Below are 12942 nucleotides of genomic sequence, written 5' to 3'. Positions count from 1 at the left end.
AGTCCGAAACTCCGACCCACGCCACCGTGCGAGTCGGAATCCCCAACTCACTCCGCTCCGTGGGTTCGGGTGCCCGACCCGGGCGCCGGGCGGGTGTCCGGATCCCCAGCCCACTCACTCGCGTGAGTGGGGATGCCGCACCGGGACACGGACCGAGAGTCGGGACATCCCACTCCCACGACCCCGCGAGTTCGGGTTTCCGACTCACTCGTCCTCCCTCTCCGCGCGCCTCACTCGGCTTCCTCGCGGATCCGCTGTGCCCCCCGCAGCCGCGCGGGAGCCGCTCGCCGGTTTTCGGCGACCTCTTCCTCGGTGGGAAGTTCGGCACCGCGGGTGAGCAGCTTGAGCCGGGGCTGGTAGCGCTCGGGCACGACCGGCAGGCCGGGCGGCGCCGTGTTGGCGGCGCCGCCCGCGAACACCTGCTTGACCAGCCGGTCTTCCAGCGAGTGGTACGACAGGACAGCGATCCGGCCGCCGACCGCGAGCGTCTTCACGGCCGCGGGGATCGCCCTTTCCAGGACACTGAGTTCACCGTTGACCTCGATGCGCAGCGCCTGGAAGGTGCGCTTGGCGGGGTTGCCGCCGGTGCGCTTGGCGGCCTGGGGAAGCGAGTCGCGGATCAGTTCGACGAGCCGCGCGCTGTTGCTGAAGGGATCCTTCGCGCGTTCGCGGACGACCGCCGACACGATCCGCTTGGCCTGCTTCTCCTCGCCGTACGCCCGCAGGATCCGCACCAGTTCGCCCGGCGGGTAGGTGTTGAGCACCTCGGCCGCGCTCATGCCGGTCGTCTGATCCATGCGCATGTCGAGCGGAGCATCCTGCGCGTACGCGAAGCCGCGGTCCGCCTCGTCGAGTTGCATGGAGGAGACGCCGAGGTCGAACAGGATGCCCTGGACGCGCGGGATGCCCAGGCGGTCGAGTACATCGGGGAGTTCGTCGTAGACGGCGTGCACGAGGGCCGCGCGGTCACCGAAGGGGGCGAGTCGCTCTCCGGAGAGGCGCAGCGCCTCCTTGTCGCGGTCCAGGGCCACGAGCCGGGCTTCGGGGAACTGTGTGAGGAGCGCCTCGCTGTGTCCGCCGAGGCCCAGCGTGCAGTCGACGACGACGGCTCCGGGCCCGGCGAGGGCCGGGGCCAACATGTCCAGGCACCGCTGGAGCATCACCGGGACGTGTCGACTCTCGCTCAAGGGGCCCTCTCAGATCCACGCGACCGTACGCACTGCCGGGTCCCCGCCCGCTCGAGAAGGGGAGGCCCGCCGGCGCCGGGAGAGTGGCGTCAGCCGACCGGGAGCGGGAGGAGGCCGAGCCGTACGTACGCACCGCGCACGTGGAGAGACGCCGGAAAATCGCCGGGCCTCCGGGAAAACAGTCCAGCAGGGAGAGCCTCGCCTCCCGCTTCGCGTCACTTTAGTCCACGGTGTCACGCGGTCAATCAACCGGCATGCGCGTCGTGAGTCCCGCTCCCGATGAAGCCGTACATCGGAAAGAACAACCCGTACGGGCGAGCCGGCACCGCCCGTGTGGGTTACCTCACAACAAGCCACGATGACGTTCTTTGTCCCTTCTCCCGGCAGGACCGCTTCATATGTGCCCAGTACCGTCATAGGTATGACGACCTCCGCATCCGTTCCCACCGAGCCCGAAGGCGCCATAGCCGGTGACGGCACGACCGTGACCGACCGCCTCGTCGACGCGAACGAGCGGTACGCCGCCGCCTTCACCGATCCCGGGATGGACGCCCGTCCCGTCCTGCACGTCGCAGTGGTCGCGTGCATGGACGCACGGCTCGACCTGCACGCCGCGCTCGGTCTGGAGCTGGGCGACTGCCACACCATCCGCAACGCGGGCGGAGTCGTCACCGACGACGTGATCCGCTCCCTCACGATCAGCCAGCGGGCGCTCGGCACCCGCAGCGTCGTCCTCATCCACCACACCGGCTGCGGTCTGGAGTCGCTCACCGAGGACTTCCGGCACGACCTGGAGATGGAGGTCGGCCAGCGCCCCGCCTGGGCGGTCGAGGCCTTCCGGGACGTCGAACAGGACGTACGGCAGTCGATGCAGCGGGTGCGCACCTCTCCGTTCCTGCTGCACGCCGACGACGTGCGCGGCTTCGTCTTCGACGTCACGACGGGTCTGCTGCGCGAGATCGACCCCGCCTGACGCCTCCACCGGGGCCCCACGACGGCGATCGAAACCCTCGTGGGACCCTCTCTTCACCAAAAGTCATGAGCACTCGATGCCCAAAAGACCGCAAGGCAGGCATATAGCGGCCAGTTATCCACAGGCGGATGACACGAACCGGTAACGGCAACAAGAATGCGGGTGTGGCGTCACGCGGAACTGTTCCCGCGTGGTGTCCGTGTTTCGAGGTGGGCCGGTCCGCACAGGGCGTCGGCCCGCGAAAGGGCCGAGGAGGGCCGGGTGACGACCTATGACGATCGAGCGAGCCTTACAGATCTGACCGCCACTGTGGAGCGTGTCCGCAGTTCGGTGGAAGGAGTGATCGAAGGCAAGCCTGAGGTCGTACGGCTTTCGCTGACCGTGCTGCTCGCCGAGGGCCATCTTCTGATCGAGGATGTTCCGGGCGTCGGCAAGACCATGCTCGCCAAGGCGCTGGCGCGGTCCATCGACTGCTCGGTGCGGCGTATCCAGTTCACGCCCGACCTGCTGCCCTCGGACATCACGGGTGTGTCCATCTGGGACCAGCAGCGCCGGGACTTCGAGTTCAAGCCGGGCGCGATCTTCGCGCAGATCGTGATCGGCGACGAGATCAACCGCGCCTCCCCCAAGACGCAGTCCGCGCTCCTGGAGTCGATGGAGGAGCGCCAGGTCACCATCGACGGAACGACGTACGAACTGCCCGCCCCCTTCATGGTGGTGGCCACGCAGAACCCCGTCGAGATGGAGGGCACCTACCCGCTGCCGGAGGCCCAGCGCGACCGTTTCATGGCCCGTGTCTCCATCGGCTATCCCAGCGCGGAGGCCGAGTTGCAGATGCTGGACATCCATGGCGGGGCAAGCCCGCTGGACGATCTCCAGCCGGTGGCGCACGCGCACGAGATCGTGAAGCTGATCGACGCGGTCCGCACGGTCCACGTCGCCGACGCCGTGCGGCGGTACGCGGTGGAGCTGGTCGGGGCCACCCGCGCGCACCCCGACCTCAGACTCGGCGCCTCGCCGCGTGCCACCCTGCATCTGCTGCGCGCGGCGAAGGCGTCCGCCGCACTGAGCGGCCGGGACTACGCGCTGCCGGACGACATCCAGGCACTCGCCGTGGCGGTCCTGGCCCATCGTCTGCTGCCCACGGCACAGGCACAGTTGAACCGGCGTACGGCCGAGCAGGTCGTCCAGGAGATCCTGCAGCGCACCGTCGTTCCGGCCGCCCCCCAGCAGCAGGCCGGCTTCACGGTGGGCCGCGGCACGACCGCCTACGGCAAGCAGCCGCCACGGAGGCTTGGATGACGCATGGAGGGACGGGGTACGCCGCCGAGGAGGACAAGGGCGGGCTGCGTACCGCGCTCGCCGGGCTCACCACGCGGGGGCGCTCCTTCCTGGCCGCCGGAATCGCGGCCGCGATCTGCGCCTACGTCCTGGGGCAGAGCGATCTACTCCGGGTCGGCCTGCTCCTGTCGGTTCTGCCGCTGGTGTGCGCGACCGTGCTGTACCGCACCCGCTACCGGGTCTCGGGCAGCCGCAGACTCGCCCCCGCGCGCGTGCCCGCCGGTTCCGAGGCCCGGGTCCATCTGCGGATGGACAACGTCTCGCGGCTGCCCACCGGTCTGCTGATGCTCCAGGACCGGGTGCCGTACGTGCTCGGTCCGCGGCCCCGGTTCGTCCTGGACCGGGTGGAGGCGGGCGGCCGCCGCGAGGTGTCCTACCGGGTCCGCTCCGACCTGCGCGGCCGCTATCCGCTGGGCCCGCTGCAGCTGCGGCTGACCGACCCCTTCGGGATGTGCGAGCTGACGCGTTCCTTCTCGACGTACGACACCCTGACCGTCATCCCGCGCGTGGAGCCGCTGCCGCCGGTGCGGCTGACCGGCGAGGCGAAGGGGTACGGCGACGGGCGGCAGCGTTCGCTGGCGCTGGCGGGCGACGACGACATCATCCCGCGCGGCTACCGCTACGGCGACGATCTGCGCCGGGTGCACTGGCGCCTGACCGCCCGCTACGGCGAGTTGATGGTGCGCCGCGAGGAGCAGCCGCAGCGTTCCCGCTGCACGGTGCTGCTCGACACCCGGGGCATCGCCTACGAAGGCGCAGGCCCTGACTCGGCCTTCGAGTGGGCGGTCTCGGGCTCGGCGTCGGCGCTGGTGCACATGCTCGAACGGGGTTTTTCGGTACGGCTGTTGACCGATACCGGCAATTCGGTGCCCGGTGAGGGCGCCGACGGGTTCGCGGGCGCCAGCCAGGAGTCGGCGGACGCGGCCGGGATGATGATGGACACGCTCGCCGTCGTCGACCACTCGGACGGCACGGGTCTGTCCCGTGCGTACGACGTGCTGCGCGGCGGGAACGAAGGGCTGCTGATCGCCTTCCTCGGCGATCTGGACGAGGAACAGGCCACGGTGCTCGCCAAGATGCGCCAGCGCAGCGGCGGGGCCGTCGCATTTCTGCTGGACAGCGAGGCCTGGATGCGGGAACCGACCGATGTCCCCGGGCCGTTGGACAAGAGCGAGGAACAACTGCGCATGCTGCGCGAGGCGGGCTGGACGGCTGTGAGGGTGCCGCGTGGGGCGGGGATCGCCGACCTGTGGCGTGAGGCGGACCGGCAGCGCACGGGCGTCGCGTCGACGGGAAGTACGGCAGGGGGTGGTGCTGCGTGAGCGGGCGTGCGCGTCTGGCGCTGTGTGCGGCGGCGGCCACTCTCATGGCCGCGTGTGCTCTGCTGCCGCTGGTCGATCCGGCGACCTGGCTCTTCCAGGCGGCGTTCCTGCTGGCCGTGCAGTCCGGTGTGGCCGCGCTGACCCGGCGGGTTCCGCTGGCCAGGCCGCTGACCGTGACGGTGCAGGCGGTGGTGACGCTGCTGTTGCTGACGCTGGTGTTCGCCCGGCAGCAGGCCTTCCTCGGGATCATCCCGGGGCCCGAGGCCTTCAACCAGTTCGGGGTGCTGTTGCAGGCAGGCGCGGACGATGTCGGGCGGTTCGCGATCCCGGCGCCGCTGTCCGACGGTATCCGGCTGATGCTGGTCGGCGGTGTCCTGGTGATCGGGCTGGCGGTGGACGCGCTCGCGGTCACGTTCCGCAGTGCGGCTCCCGCCGGACTCCCGCTGCTCGCGCTGTACTCGGTCGCCGCGGGGTTGTCCGGCGGCGGTGCCGCGTGGCTGTGGTTCCTGCTCGCGGCCGTCGGCTATCTGATGCTGCTGCTGGCCGAGGGCCGTGACCGGCTCTCGCAGTGGGGCCGTGTCTTCGGCGGGGCGTCCCGCACCCCGGGCCCCGAGTCCTCGGACGGTGCCGTCGCGCCCGTCCGCACCGGGCGGCGTATCGGTGCGGTCGCACTGGGCATCGCTCTGGTGGTGCCGCTCGCCCTGCCCTCGCTCGACGGCGGCCTGCTGGACGCTGCCGGGGCGGGCGTCGGCTCGGGCTCCGGTGGCGGCGGCACGATCTCCGCGGTGAACCCGCTGGTCTCGCTCCGCGACAGTCTGAACGTGGACGAGGACCGCGAGGTCATGTCGTACCGCACCAACTCCGACGACACCCAGGACATGTATCTGCGGATCGTTTCCCTGGACGACTTCGACGGGACGGCCTGGAAGCCGGCCCAGCGGCACATCGTCGATGTGCCGGACACCTTCCCGGCGCCGATCGGCCTCGGGAGCGAGGTCCAGAGGAGCTCGATCCAGACCCGTGTCTCGGCAGCCGACTGGTACGCCCAGGACTGGCTCCCGATGCCCTATCCGGCCAGCCAGGTGGATATCCGGGGCAGTTGGCGGTACGAGCCGGTGGGGCGCACGCTCGTCGGGGACCACGGCCAGACCACGCGAGGCGTGCAGTACGAGGTCACGAGCCTGCTCGTGCAGCCGACGGCGGAGCAGCTGGCGAACGCGCCCGAGCCGGATCCGGCACTGAAGCGCGAGTTCACCGAGGTACCGGACTCGCTGCCTTCCGTGGTCCGCGAAACCGCGGAGGAGGTCACCGCGGGCTCGGCCAACCACTACGAGCAGGCGGTCAAGCTCCAGGACTACTTCGCCGTGAGCGGCGGATTCACGTACGACACCGAGGTACAGGTCGGCAGCGGTAGCGCCGCGATCGCGCGCTTCCTGAAGGACAAGGAGGGCTTCTGCGTCCACTTCTCCTTCGCGATGGCCGCGATGGCCCGCACCCTGGGGATACCGGCTCGCGTCGCGGTGGGCTTCACGCCCGGTTCCGCGCAGCCCGACGGTTCGATGACGGTGGGGCTGCGGGACGCGCACGCCTGGCCCGAGCTGTATTTCGAAGGGGTGGGCTGGACACGCTTCGAGCCGACTCCGAACCGGGGCTCGGTACCGGAGTACACCCAGCCGGAGACGTCCGGCACCGATGTGCCGGCCGCGCCGCAGCCGACGACTGCGGCGTCCTCGGCGCCCGCCGCCTCGGCGTCGGCCCCCGAGAACTGCTCCGCACAGGAGAGGAAGCTCGAGGCGTGCCCGAGCCAATCCGCGCCGGCGGCGGCGGGCTCCGATGACGGCGGCATGCCGTGGCCGCTCCAGATCCTGGCCCTGGCCCTGGCCGGGCTCCTGGTGCTGGGAGTGCCCTTGCTGCCGATGCTGTGGCGCATCCGGATACGGGGCCTGCGGCTCGGTGGGCATGGACGCACCGAGGCGGATGTGGCGGTGTACACGCTGGGTGCCTGGCTGGAAGTGACCGATACGGCGTGGGACTACGGCATCGAGCCGGACGACTCGCAGACGCCTCGCAAGGCCGCCGCGCGGATCGTCCGTCTCGGGCTCCTCGAACCGCCGGCGGCGGACGCGGTGCACCGGCTGGCGGCGGCCGTGGAGCAGGTGCTCTATGCCCCGCGTCCCCTTCCGACGGCGGGCCTCGCCGAGGACGCCCGTCAGATCGCGGACGCCTTCCGCATATCGGCGAGCCGTCCGGCCCGTCTCCGCGCACTCCTCGCCCCTCGCTCGGCCGTCCGGGTGGCCTGGGCGGCGTCGGCCCGCTGGGGGGCCCTGAGCGCCCGCCTCGCGGCCCGGCGGGAGACCTTGCTGCGGCGCCCTTCGGGGCAGAACGGCTGACCTACCGTGCACGGTGTGCGGCCCTTGCCCTGACCTGAGGCGGGGGCCGCACGTGTGTCAGTGCCGAAGCGGGGGCGGGGGCGGGTCACGCAGCTCGGCGCTCACGGGGCGCTGCCCTAGGTCCTGTCGTCACCTTCCCGTCGTCGCCCGGAGGACGGCCTCGCGCCCGCTGCGGCAGCAGCCTGTGTCGCAGTAGGTGCGTGCTCTCGGTGTGCCGGGCGTGGACCCTCGTACTGGACGTACTTGGGTCTGCGCCCAGTGCGGCGAGAAGGCGTGCATGGCGTCGCGAGGCAGACGGGAATGTGACGACAGGACCTAGGCAGGGCCGCGCTCCTGGCGGGCACGCCTGCCCACTGCCACGACGCGACTACCATGCTCGGTTTCAGGGCGTGCGTGAGGGGGTGTCCACCTCACTGGGTGGACACCCCCTCACGGAATGTCTGTGGCTGCGGCGCTCGGAGGGCTACTGGCCCTGTTCGTCGCGGCGGCGCTGCCAACGTTGTTCGATACGGTCCATCAGGGAGCGGCGCTGTCGGCCTTGACCGCGTGCGGACGGCGCGCCACCTGGCACGGTCGGCTGCTCACCCGGTTTGGGGGCCTTGCGCCAACCGGTGACGGCGAGCACCGCGCAGCCCAGCATGACGAGAAAACCCACCACGCTCAGCCAGATCTGCACCGTGACCATTCCGGCCATGAGGAGCGCGATACCCACAAGGAAGCCCGCGACCGCCTGGTACACCCGTCGTCGGGTGTACGTACGCAGCCCGCTTCCCTCAAGCGCTGTCGCGAACTTGGGATCTTCGGCGTACAGCGCTCGCTCCATCTGCTCGAGCATTCGCTGCTCGTGCTCCGAGAGCGGCACGGAGTCCTCCTCATCGTGCAGTCGCCGGGGCGACCGGGGGTCCCCTTCAGGATAGGCAGGGAATCGCCCCCGTGAAACCCGCCCCTCTACGCCAATTCGCTGACCGGAAGCCGCCATGACACCCGGATCCACTGAGGCGTACATTCCCCGGCGAACGGCCTGTCATGCCGAAACGGTCTCCCCCGATCATACGGCGCCGAGCGCCCGATCGGGGGGCCTGTGGCGTACTCCATCTGCAGTCAAGTCCCTGATCAGCGGTGCACCACGGCGGGCGACTCAGCCCTCAACAGCCCCGGGCGTCTCACCGAGCACATGAAGCTGCGTCGCCACCGAGTGGAACGCAGGGAGTTCGGCCGCCGCCGCCTCCAGTTTCAGCAGGGCCTCCAGGGCTCCGGGCTCGGTGTCCACGAGGACGCCGGGGACCAGGTCGGCGAAGACCCGCACGCCGTGTACGGCGGCGACGTTCAGGCCCGCGCCCTCGACGAGTTCGGTGAGCTGTTCGGCGGTGAAACGGTGGGGTACGGGATCACCCTCGCCCCAGCGTCCGTCCGGGTCATGGAGCGCCTGCCTGGCCTCCGTGAAGTGCCCGGCGAGGGCGCGGGCCAGCACGGCTCCGCCCAGGCCGGCGGCGAGGAGGCTGAGGACGCCTTCGGGGCGCAGGGCGTCCACCACGTTGCGGACGCCCTGGGCCGGGTCGTCCACGTACTCCAGGACCCCGTGGCACAGCACCGCGTCGTAGCCACCGCGCTCGACGACGTCGAAGAGGCCGTGCGCGTCGCCCTGGACGCCGTGCACCCGGCCGGCGACCGAGGCCTCGGCGGCCCGGCGCTCCAGCGCGAACAGCGCGTTCGGGCTGGGGTCGACGACGGTGACGCGGTGCCCGAGGCGGGCCACAGGCACCGCGAAGTTGCCGCTGCCGCCCCCGGTGTCGAGGACGTCCAGGGACTCCCGGCCGGTGGCTTTGACCCGGCGGTCCAGGGCGTCCTTGAGTACCTCCCAAACCACGGCGGTACGGAGAGAGGCGCGAGGGCGCATCGGGTCCGGCACGGCAGTTGACTCCTCGGCGCGGCACCGCCTCTTGCACGGCGGAGCGATCGGGGGGCCTTCCGGTGCCCTTTTCGGGCCGGAAGGCTTCAGGCACTTCCACCCTAGTGGGCGGCGAAGCGATCATCGCCGACCGGCTACGGAGTCACGAACCCCGCGTGGCTCGCCCGGGAAACGGTGCTCCGCGGCCGCCGTGCCGGTCAGCCCGCGTCCGGGACTTGGTGGTCTTCGTCCTGCCGGGGCTGGGGCAGCACGGGCTGCAGTACCAGCATCCGCTCGACGAGGCGTAGGAACATCGCCACGTCGCGTATCAGGTCGTCGGCGTCGCGGCTGCCCACCGCACCCTGTATGCCCGCCTCGGCGCGGGCGCGGCGGGTCGCTCCGGAGGCGAACAGCGCGCTCCACTCGGCGAGTTCGGGCGCGATTTCGGGAAGCACCTCCCAGGCGCTCCGGATACGTGCCCTGCGTCGGGGGGTGGGTTCGGGGCGTCCCCGCGCTGCCAGGACGGCGGCGGCGGTGCGCAGGGCGGCCAAGTGCGCCGTCGCGTACCGCTCGTTGGGCGTTTCGAGGGCGGTCGCCTCGTCAAGTCCGGCGTGGGCTTGCGCAAGCAGTTCGAGGGCGGCGGGTGGGGCCGTGGCCCGGCGGAGCACGGGGTGCACGTCGCTCGCCGGGCCGGTCAGTGAGGGGGCAGGGCCGGAGGCGCGGCGCCGGTGGGAGGCGGCTGCGGATGAGTTGGCCATGACGAACCTCCTGTCGTCTGTGTGACGGCTCTGTGGCCGTATGTGTCCATCGTGAGGTATGCCACTGACAATCCGGTCTGACCTGCACTTTTGCTTCGATCGACAGTTCGAGATACTTTTTGCACTGACCAGTCAGTTCAAAAGTCGACCTACCGGTCGGCTCGAAGAGGGGGAGCTGTGGGCGAGCACCGCGGAGTCGCCGTCAGTGCCGAGGGGTTCGGGCTCAAGGGGCCGCGCGGCTGGGCGTTCCGGGACGTGGGGTTCACGGCCGGACCCGGTTCGCTGATCGCGGTGGTGGGACCGTCCGGCTCCGGCCGGACCTGTCTGCTGCTGGCGCTCGCCGGGCGGATGAAACCCAGCGAGGGACAGGCCACGATCGGCCCCTTCCGGCTGCCCGGGCAGATGTCCGCGGTGCGCCGGATCAGCGCGCCGGCCCATGTCCCCGGCGTCACCGACCTGGACCCGGCGCTGACCGTGGGGGAGCATCTGCTGGAACGGGCGCTGCTGCAAAGGCGGTTCGGAGGCTCGCTGCGGGGGCTGCTGCGACCGCGTGCCGAGCGGGTGAACGAGGCGAAGCTACGGATCGACACCGCTCTGGCCACCGCCGGGCTCGACCGGGGGACGCTGCCCAAGGGCTCGCGGACGTCCGTACGCGATCTGGAACGCCTGGAGGCGCTGCGGCTGTCCGTCGCGCTGGCCCTCGTCGGCCGTCCGCGCCTGCTCGCCGTCGACGACCTGGACCTCAAACTGTCGGATGCCGAACGGGCCGAGGCCTGGGCGCTGTTGAGGTCGCTCGCCGAGTCCGGGACCACGGTCGTCGCGGTCTGCCACGAGGCTCCGGAGGACGCCGTCATCGTGTCCACCAGGCCCGAGGACGTGCCGGAAACCGCGGCCGAGCACCAGCACAACGACGAGTACGACACGAACCCCGACAACGACAACGACAACGACAACGACAAGGAGACGGCCGATGCGCTCGCCGAGACTGGCCTCGCTTGAGCTCAGGCGCTTCGGCAGGGGCAAGCTCCCGCGTGCCGCGCTGGCCGCGCTCCTGCTGCTGCCCCTGCTCTACGGCGCTCTCTACTTGTGGTCGTTCTGGGACCCGTACGGCCGTCTCGACCGCATCCCCGTGGCGCTCGTGAACGACGACAAGGGGGCGACGGCCGCGGGCAAGAAGCTGACAGCGGGCGACGACATCACCAGGGGGTTGCGCGACAGTGACACCTTCGAGTGGCACGAGGTGGGCGCGGCCGAGGCCCGGGAGGGCGTCGAGGACGGTACGTACTACCTGTCGTTGACGATGCCGAGCGACTTCAGCGAGCGGATCGCCTCCAGTTCCGGGGAGTCTCCGGAGACGGGCGCGCTCCAGGTGCGCACGAACGACGCGAACAACTACATCGTCGGGCAGATCTCCCGGACGGTGTTCAGCGAGGTGCGCACGGCCGCGTCCACGAAGGCCTCCCGGTCGTTCCTCGACAGGATCTTCGTCTCCTTCTCGGACATCCACGGGGAGACCGAGAAGGCTGCCAAGGGGGCCGACAAGCTGGAGAGCGGGATCGGCACGGCGGAGAAGGGGGCCGAGGATCTCGCGGACGGCCTGAAGGACGCCAAGGCGGGCAGCGGGAAGCTCTCCTCGGGCCTGAAGAAGCTCAACACGGGTGCGGGCGACCTGGAGGACGGCTCGCGGCAGGTCGCGGACGGTACACAGACCCTGGCCGACAAGGTCAACGGGGTCGCGGACGAGGTGGGCCCCTTCCTGAAGGACAACGAGAAGTCGATCGGTGACACGGCCCAGCTGGTCGCCGACGCCGCCTCGGGGATCCGCGGCGACCTGGACACCCTGGTGAGGACGGCGCCGGCCGCCGCCAAGGGTGCCCACACGGCCGCCGCCACCCTGGACACGGTCTACCAGGCACGCTGCGAGACCCTGCCGGTCCCCGACGCCGCATGCCCCGACCTGAAGAAGGCCAAACAGGCGGCCGCGGACGTGGCCACGGTCGCCGACGACGTCAACACGCTGATCGAGGACCAGGACGGCGATCTCGACACGCTCGACAAGAACCTGGCCACGCTCCAGAAGCAGGCCCAGGCGCTCGCCGACCGCTCGCCGGACCTCTCCGAGGACCTCACCGACGCCGTCTCCAAGATCAACGAGTTGAACAAGGGCGCCGGAAAGGTCGCCGACGGAGCGAAGACGCTGCATTCGGGGCTCGGCACGGCCAAAACCGGCGCGGCGGACCTCGACACGGGTGTCGGGAAGCTGAAGACGGGCGCGAGCGACCTGGACGCCGGCCTGTACAAGCTCGCCGACGGCTCCGGGACGCTCGCCGAAGGACTCCACGACGGCGCCGGACAGATTCCCGACTACGACAAACAGGACCGCGACCAGCGGACCGAGGTCATGTCGGACCCGGTGCGGCTCGCCTCGCAGGACCTCCACAAGGCGCCCAACTACGGCACCGGCTTCGCCCCGTACTTCATCCCGCTGTCCCTGTAGGTGGGCGCGATGGTGGCGTACATGCTGATCCAGCCGCTCAACCGGCGTGCGCTCGCGGCGGGCGGCTCGGCCTGGCGCATCGCGCTGGCGGGCTGGCTGCCGGTGGCCGCCCTAGGGGTGCTGCAGACGGCGGCCCTGATGTCCGTGCTGCACTGGGCGATCGGCCTGGAAATGGCGCACGCGGCCGGAACGGTGGGCTTCCTGTTCCTGGTGACGGCGTGCTTCGCAGCGATCGTGCAGTGGCTGAACGCACGCTTCGGAGCAGCCGGCCGGATCCTCGTCCTCGCCTTCCTGATGCTCCAGCTGACGTCGGCGGGCGGCACCTACCCCGTCCAGACCAGTCCGGGCTTCTTCAACGCGATCCACCCCTTCCTGCCGATGAGTTATGTGGTCGAGGCCCTCAGGAGGCTCATCACGGGAGGCGGCCTCGGCCCGGTCTGGCAGGCGTGCGCCGTCCTCGCGGCCTTCACCGTGGGCGCTCTGGCCCTCACCGCCCTGTCCGCACGCCGTAAGCAGGTCTGGACCCTCGACCGGCTGCACCCGGAGCTGAGCCTGTGACCGCGCGCGGGAGCGTTCCTGTGACAAT

At 70.7% G+C, this 12942-nt stretch carries 9 protein-coding genes and 1 pseudogene; 6 read left to right on the top strand and 4 right to left on the bottom strand.

The features are described 5' to 3' along the window. Window positions 1-230: 230 nt before the first annotated feature. Window positions 231-1187 carry a 16S rRNA (cytosine(1402)-N(4))-methyltransferase RsmH gene (rsmH, locus tag ACFWP7_RS28560; RefSeq protein ID WP_384386763.1) on the bottom strand — a complete coding sequence of 319 codons (957 nt, stop codon included), beginning with the start codon at window positions 1185-1187 and terminating at the stop codon, window positions 231-233. A gap of 421 nt (window positions 1188-1608) precedes the next feature. Between rsmH and ACFWP7_RS28555 the strand changes: the two genes are divergently transcribed. The 4 genes from ACFWP7_RS28555 (at window position 1609) to ACFWP7_RS28540 (ending at window position 7213) form a co-directional block, all read left to right on the top strand. Further along, window positions 1609-2160 carry a beta-class carbonic anhydrase gene (locus tag ACFWP7_RS28555; RefSeq protein ID WP_384386761.1) on the top strand — a complete coding sequence of 184 codons (552 nt, stop codon included), beginning with the start codon at window positions 1609-1611 and terminating at the stop codon, window positions 2158-2160. A gap of 261 nt (window positions 2161-2421) precedes the next feature. Then, window positions 2422-3462, top strand: a complete 1041-nt coding sequence (locus ACFWP7_RS28550) for an AAA family ATPase (RefSeq protein ID WP_384386758.1) — start codon at window positions 2422-2424, stop codon at window positions 3460-3462. Further along, on the top strand, window positions 3459-4823 hold the full coding sequence (locus tag ACFWP7_RS28545) for a DUF58 domain-containing protein (RefSeq protein ID WP_384386755.1): 1365 nt from the start codon (window positions 3459-3461) through the stop codon (window positions 4821-4823). The genes ACFWP7_RS28550 and ACFWP7_RS28545 overlap by 4 nt, the downstream gene beginning before the upstream one ends. After that, window positions 4820-7213, top strand: coding sequence for a DUF3488 and DUF4129 domain-containing transglutaminase family protein (locus tag ACFWP7_RS28540; RefSeq protein WP_384386752.1), 2394 nt, complete (start codon window positions 4820-4822; stop codon window positions 7211-7213). Before ACFWP7_RS28545 ends, ACFWP7_RS28540 begins: the two co-directional genes overlap by 4 nt. A gap of 463 nt (window positions 7214-7676) precedes the next feature. On the opposite strand, the gene ACFWP7_RS28535 is transcribed toward ACFWP7_RS28540, so the two are convergent. The 3 genes from ACFWP7_RS28535 to ACFWP7_RS28525 form a co-directional block, all read right to left on the bottom strand. Next, window positions 7677-8075 (bottom strand): DUF3040 domain-containing protein, encoded by a 399-nt coding sequence (locus ACFWP7_RS28535; protein ID WP_384386749.1) that lies wholly within the window; start codon window positions 8073-8075, stop codon window positions 7677-7679. A 276-nt stretch (window positions 8076-8351) separates the two neighbouring features. Next, window positions 8352-9122 carry a class I SAM-dependent methyltransferase gene (locus tag ACFWP7_RS28530; RefSeq protein WP_384386746.1) on the bottom strand — a complete coding sequence of 257 codons (771 nt, stop codon included), beginning with the start codon at window positions 9120-9122 and terminating at the stop codon, window positions 8352-8354. Between the two features lie 197 nt (window positions 9123-9319). Next, window positions 9320-9859: an SAV_6107 family HEPN domain-containing protein gene (locus ACFWP7_RS28525; protein WP_384386743.1), complete on the bottom strand. Its 540-nt coding sequence runs from the start codon at window positions 9857-9859 to the stop codon at window positions 9320-9322. A gap of 177 nt (window positions 9860-10036) precedes the next feature. Between ACFWP7_RS28525 and ACFWP7_RS28520 the strand changes: the two genes are divergently transcribed. Then, window positions 10037-10858 (top strand): ATP-binding cassette domain-containing protein, encoded by an 822-nt coding sequence (locus ACFWP7_RS28520; RefSeq protein ID WP_384386740.1) that lies wholly within the window; start codon window positions 10037-10039, stop codon window positions 10856-10858. Then, a pseudogene (locus ACFWP7_RS28515) lies at window positions 10830-12914 on the top strand (YhgE/Pip family protein). The gene ACFWP7_RS28520 and the pseudogene ACFWP7_RS28515 overlap by 29 nt, the downstream one beginning before the upstream one ends. Window positions 12915-12942 lie beyond the last annotated feature (28 nt).

Origin of the sequence: Streptomyces sp. NPDC058470 (assembly GCF_042721055.1) — a bacterium.
In the GTDB taxonomy this organism is placed as follows: Bacteria; Actinomycetota; Actinomycetes; order Streptomycetales; family Streptomycetaceae; genus Streptomyces.
This window is presented reverse-complemented; position numbering and strand designations above follow the sequence as displayed.

Coding starts and splice junctions, on each gene's coding strand:
- ACFWP7_RS28555 (WP_384386761.1), top strand. CDS start 1,609: ATGACGACCTCCGCATCCGTTCCCACCGAGCCCGAAGGCGCCATAGCC.
- ACFWP7_RS28525 (WP_384386743.1), bottom strand. CDS start 9,859: ATGGCCAACTCATCCGCAGCCGCCTCCCACCGGCGCCGCGCCTCCGGC.
- ACFWP7_RS28545 (WP_384386755.1), top strand. CDS start 3,459: ATGACGCATGGAGGGACGGGGTACGCCGCCGAGGAGGACAAGGGCGGG.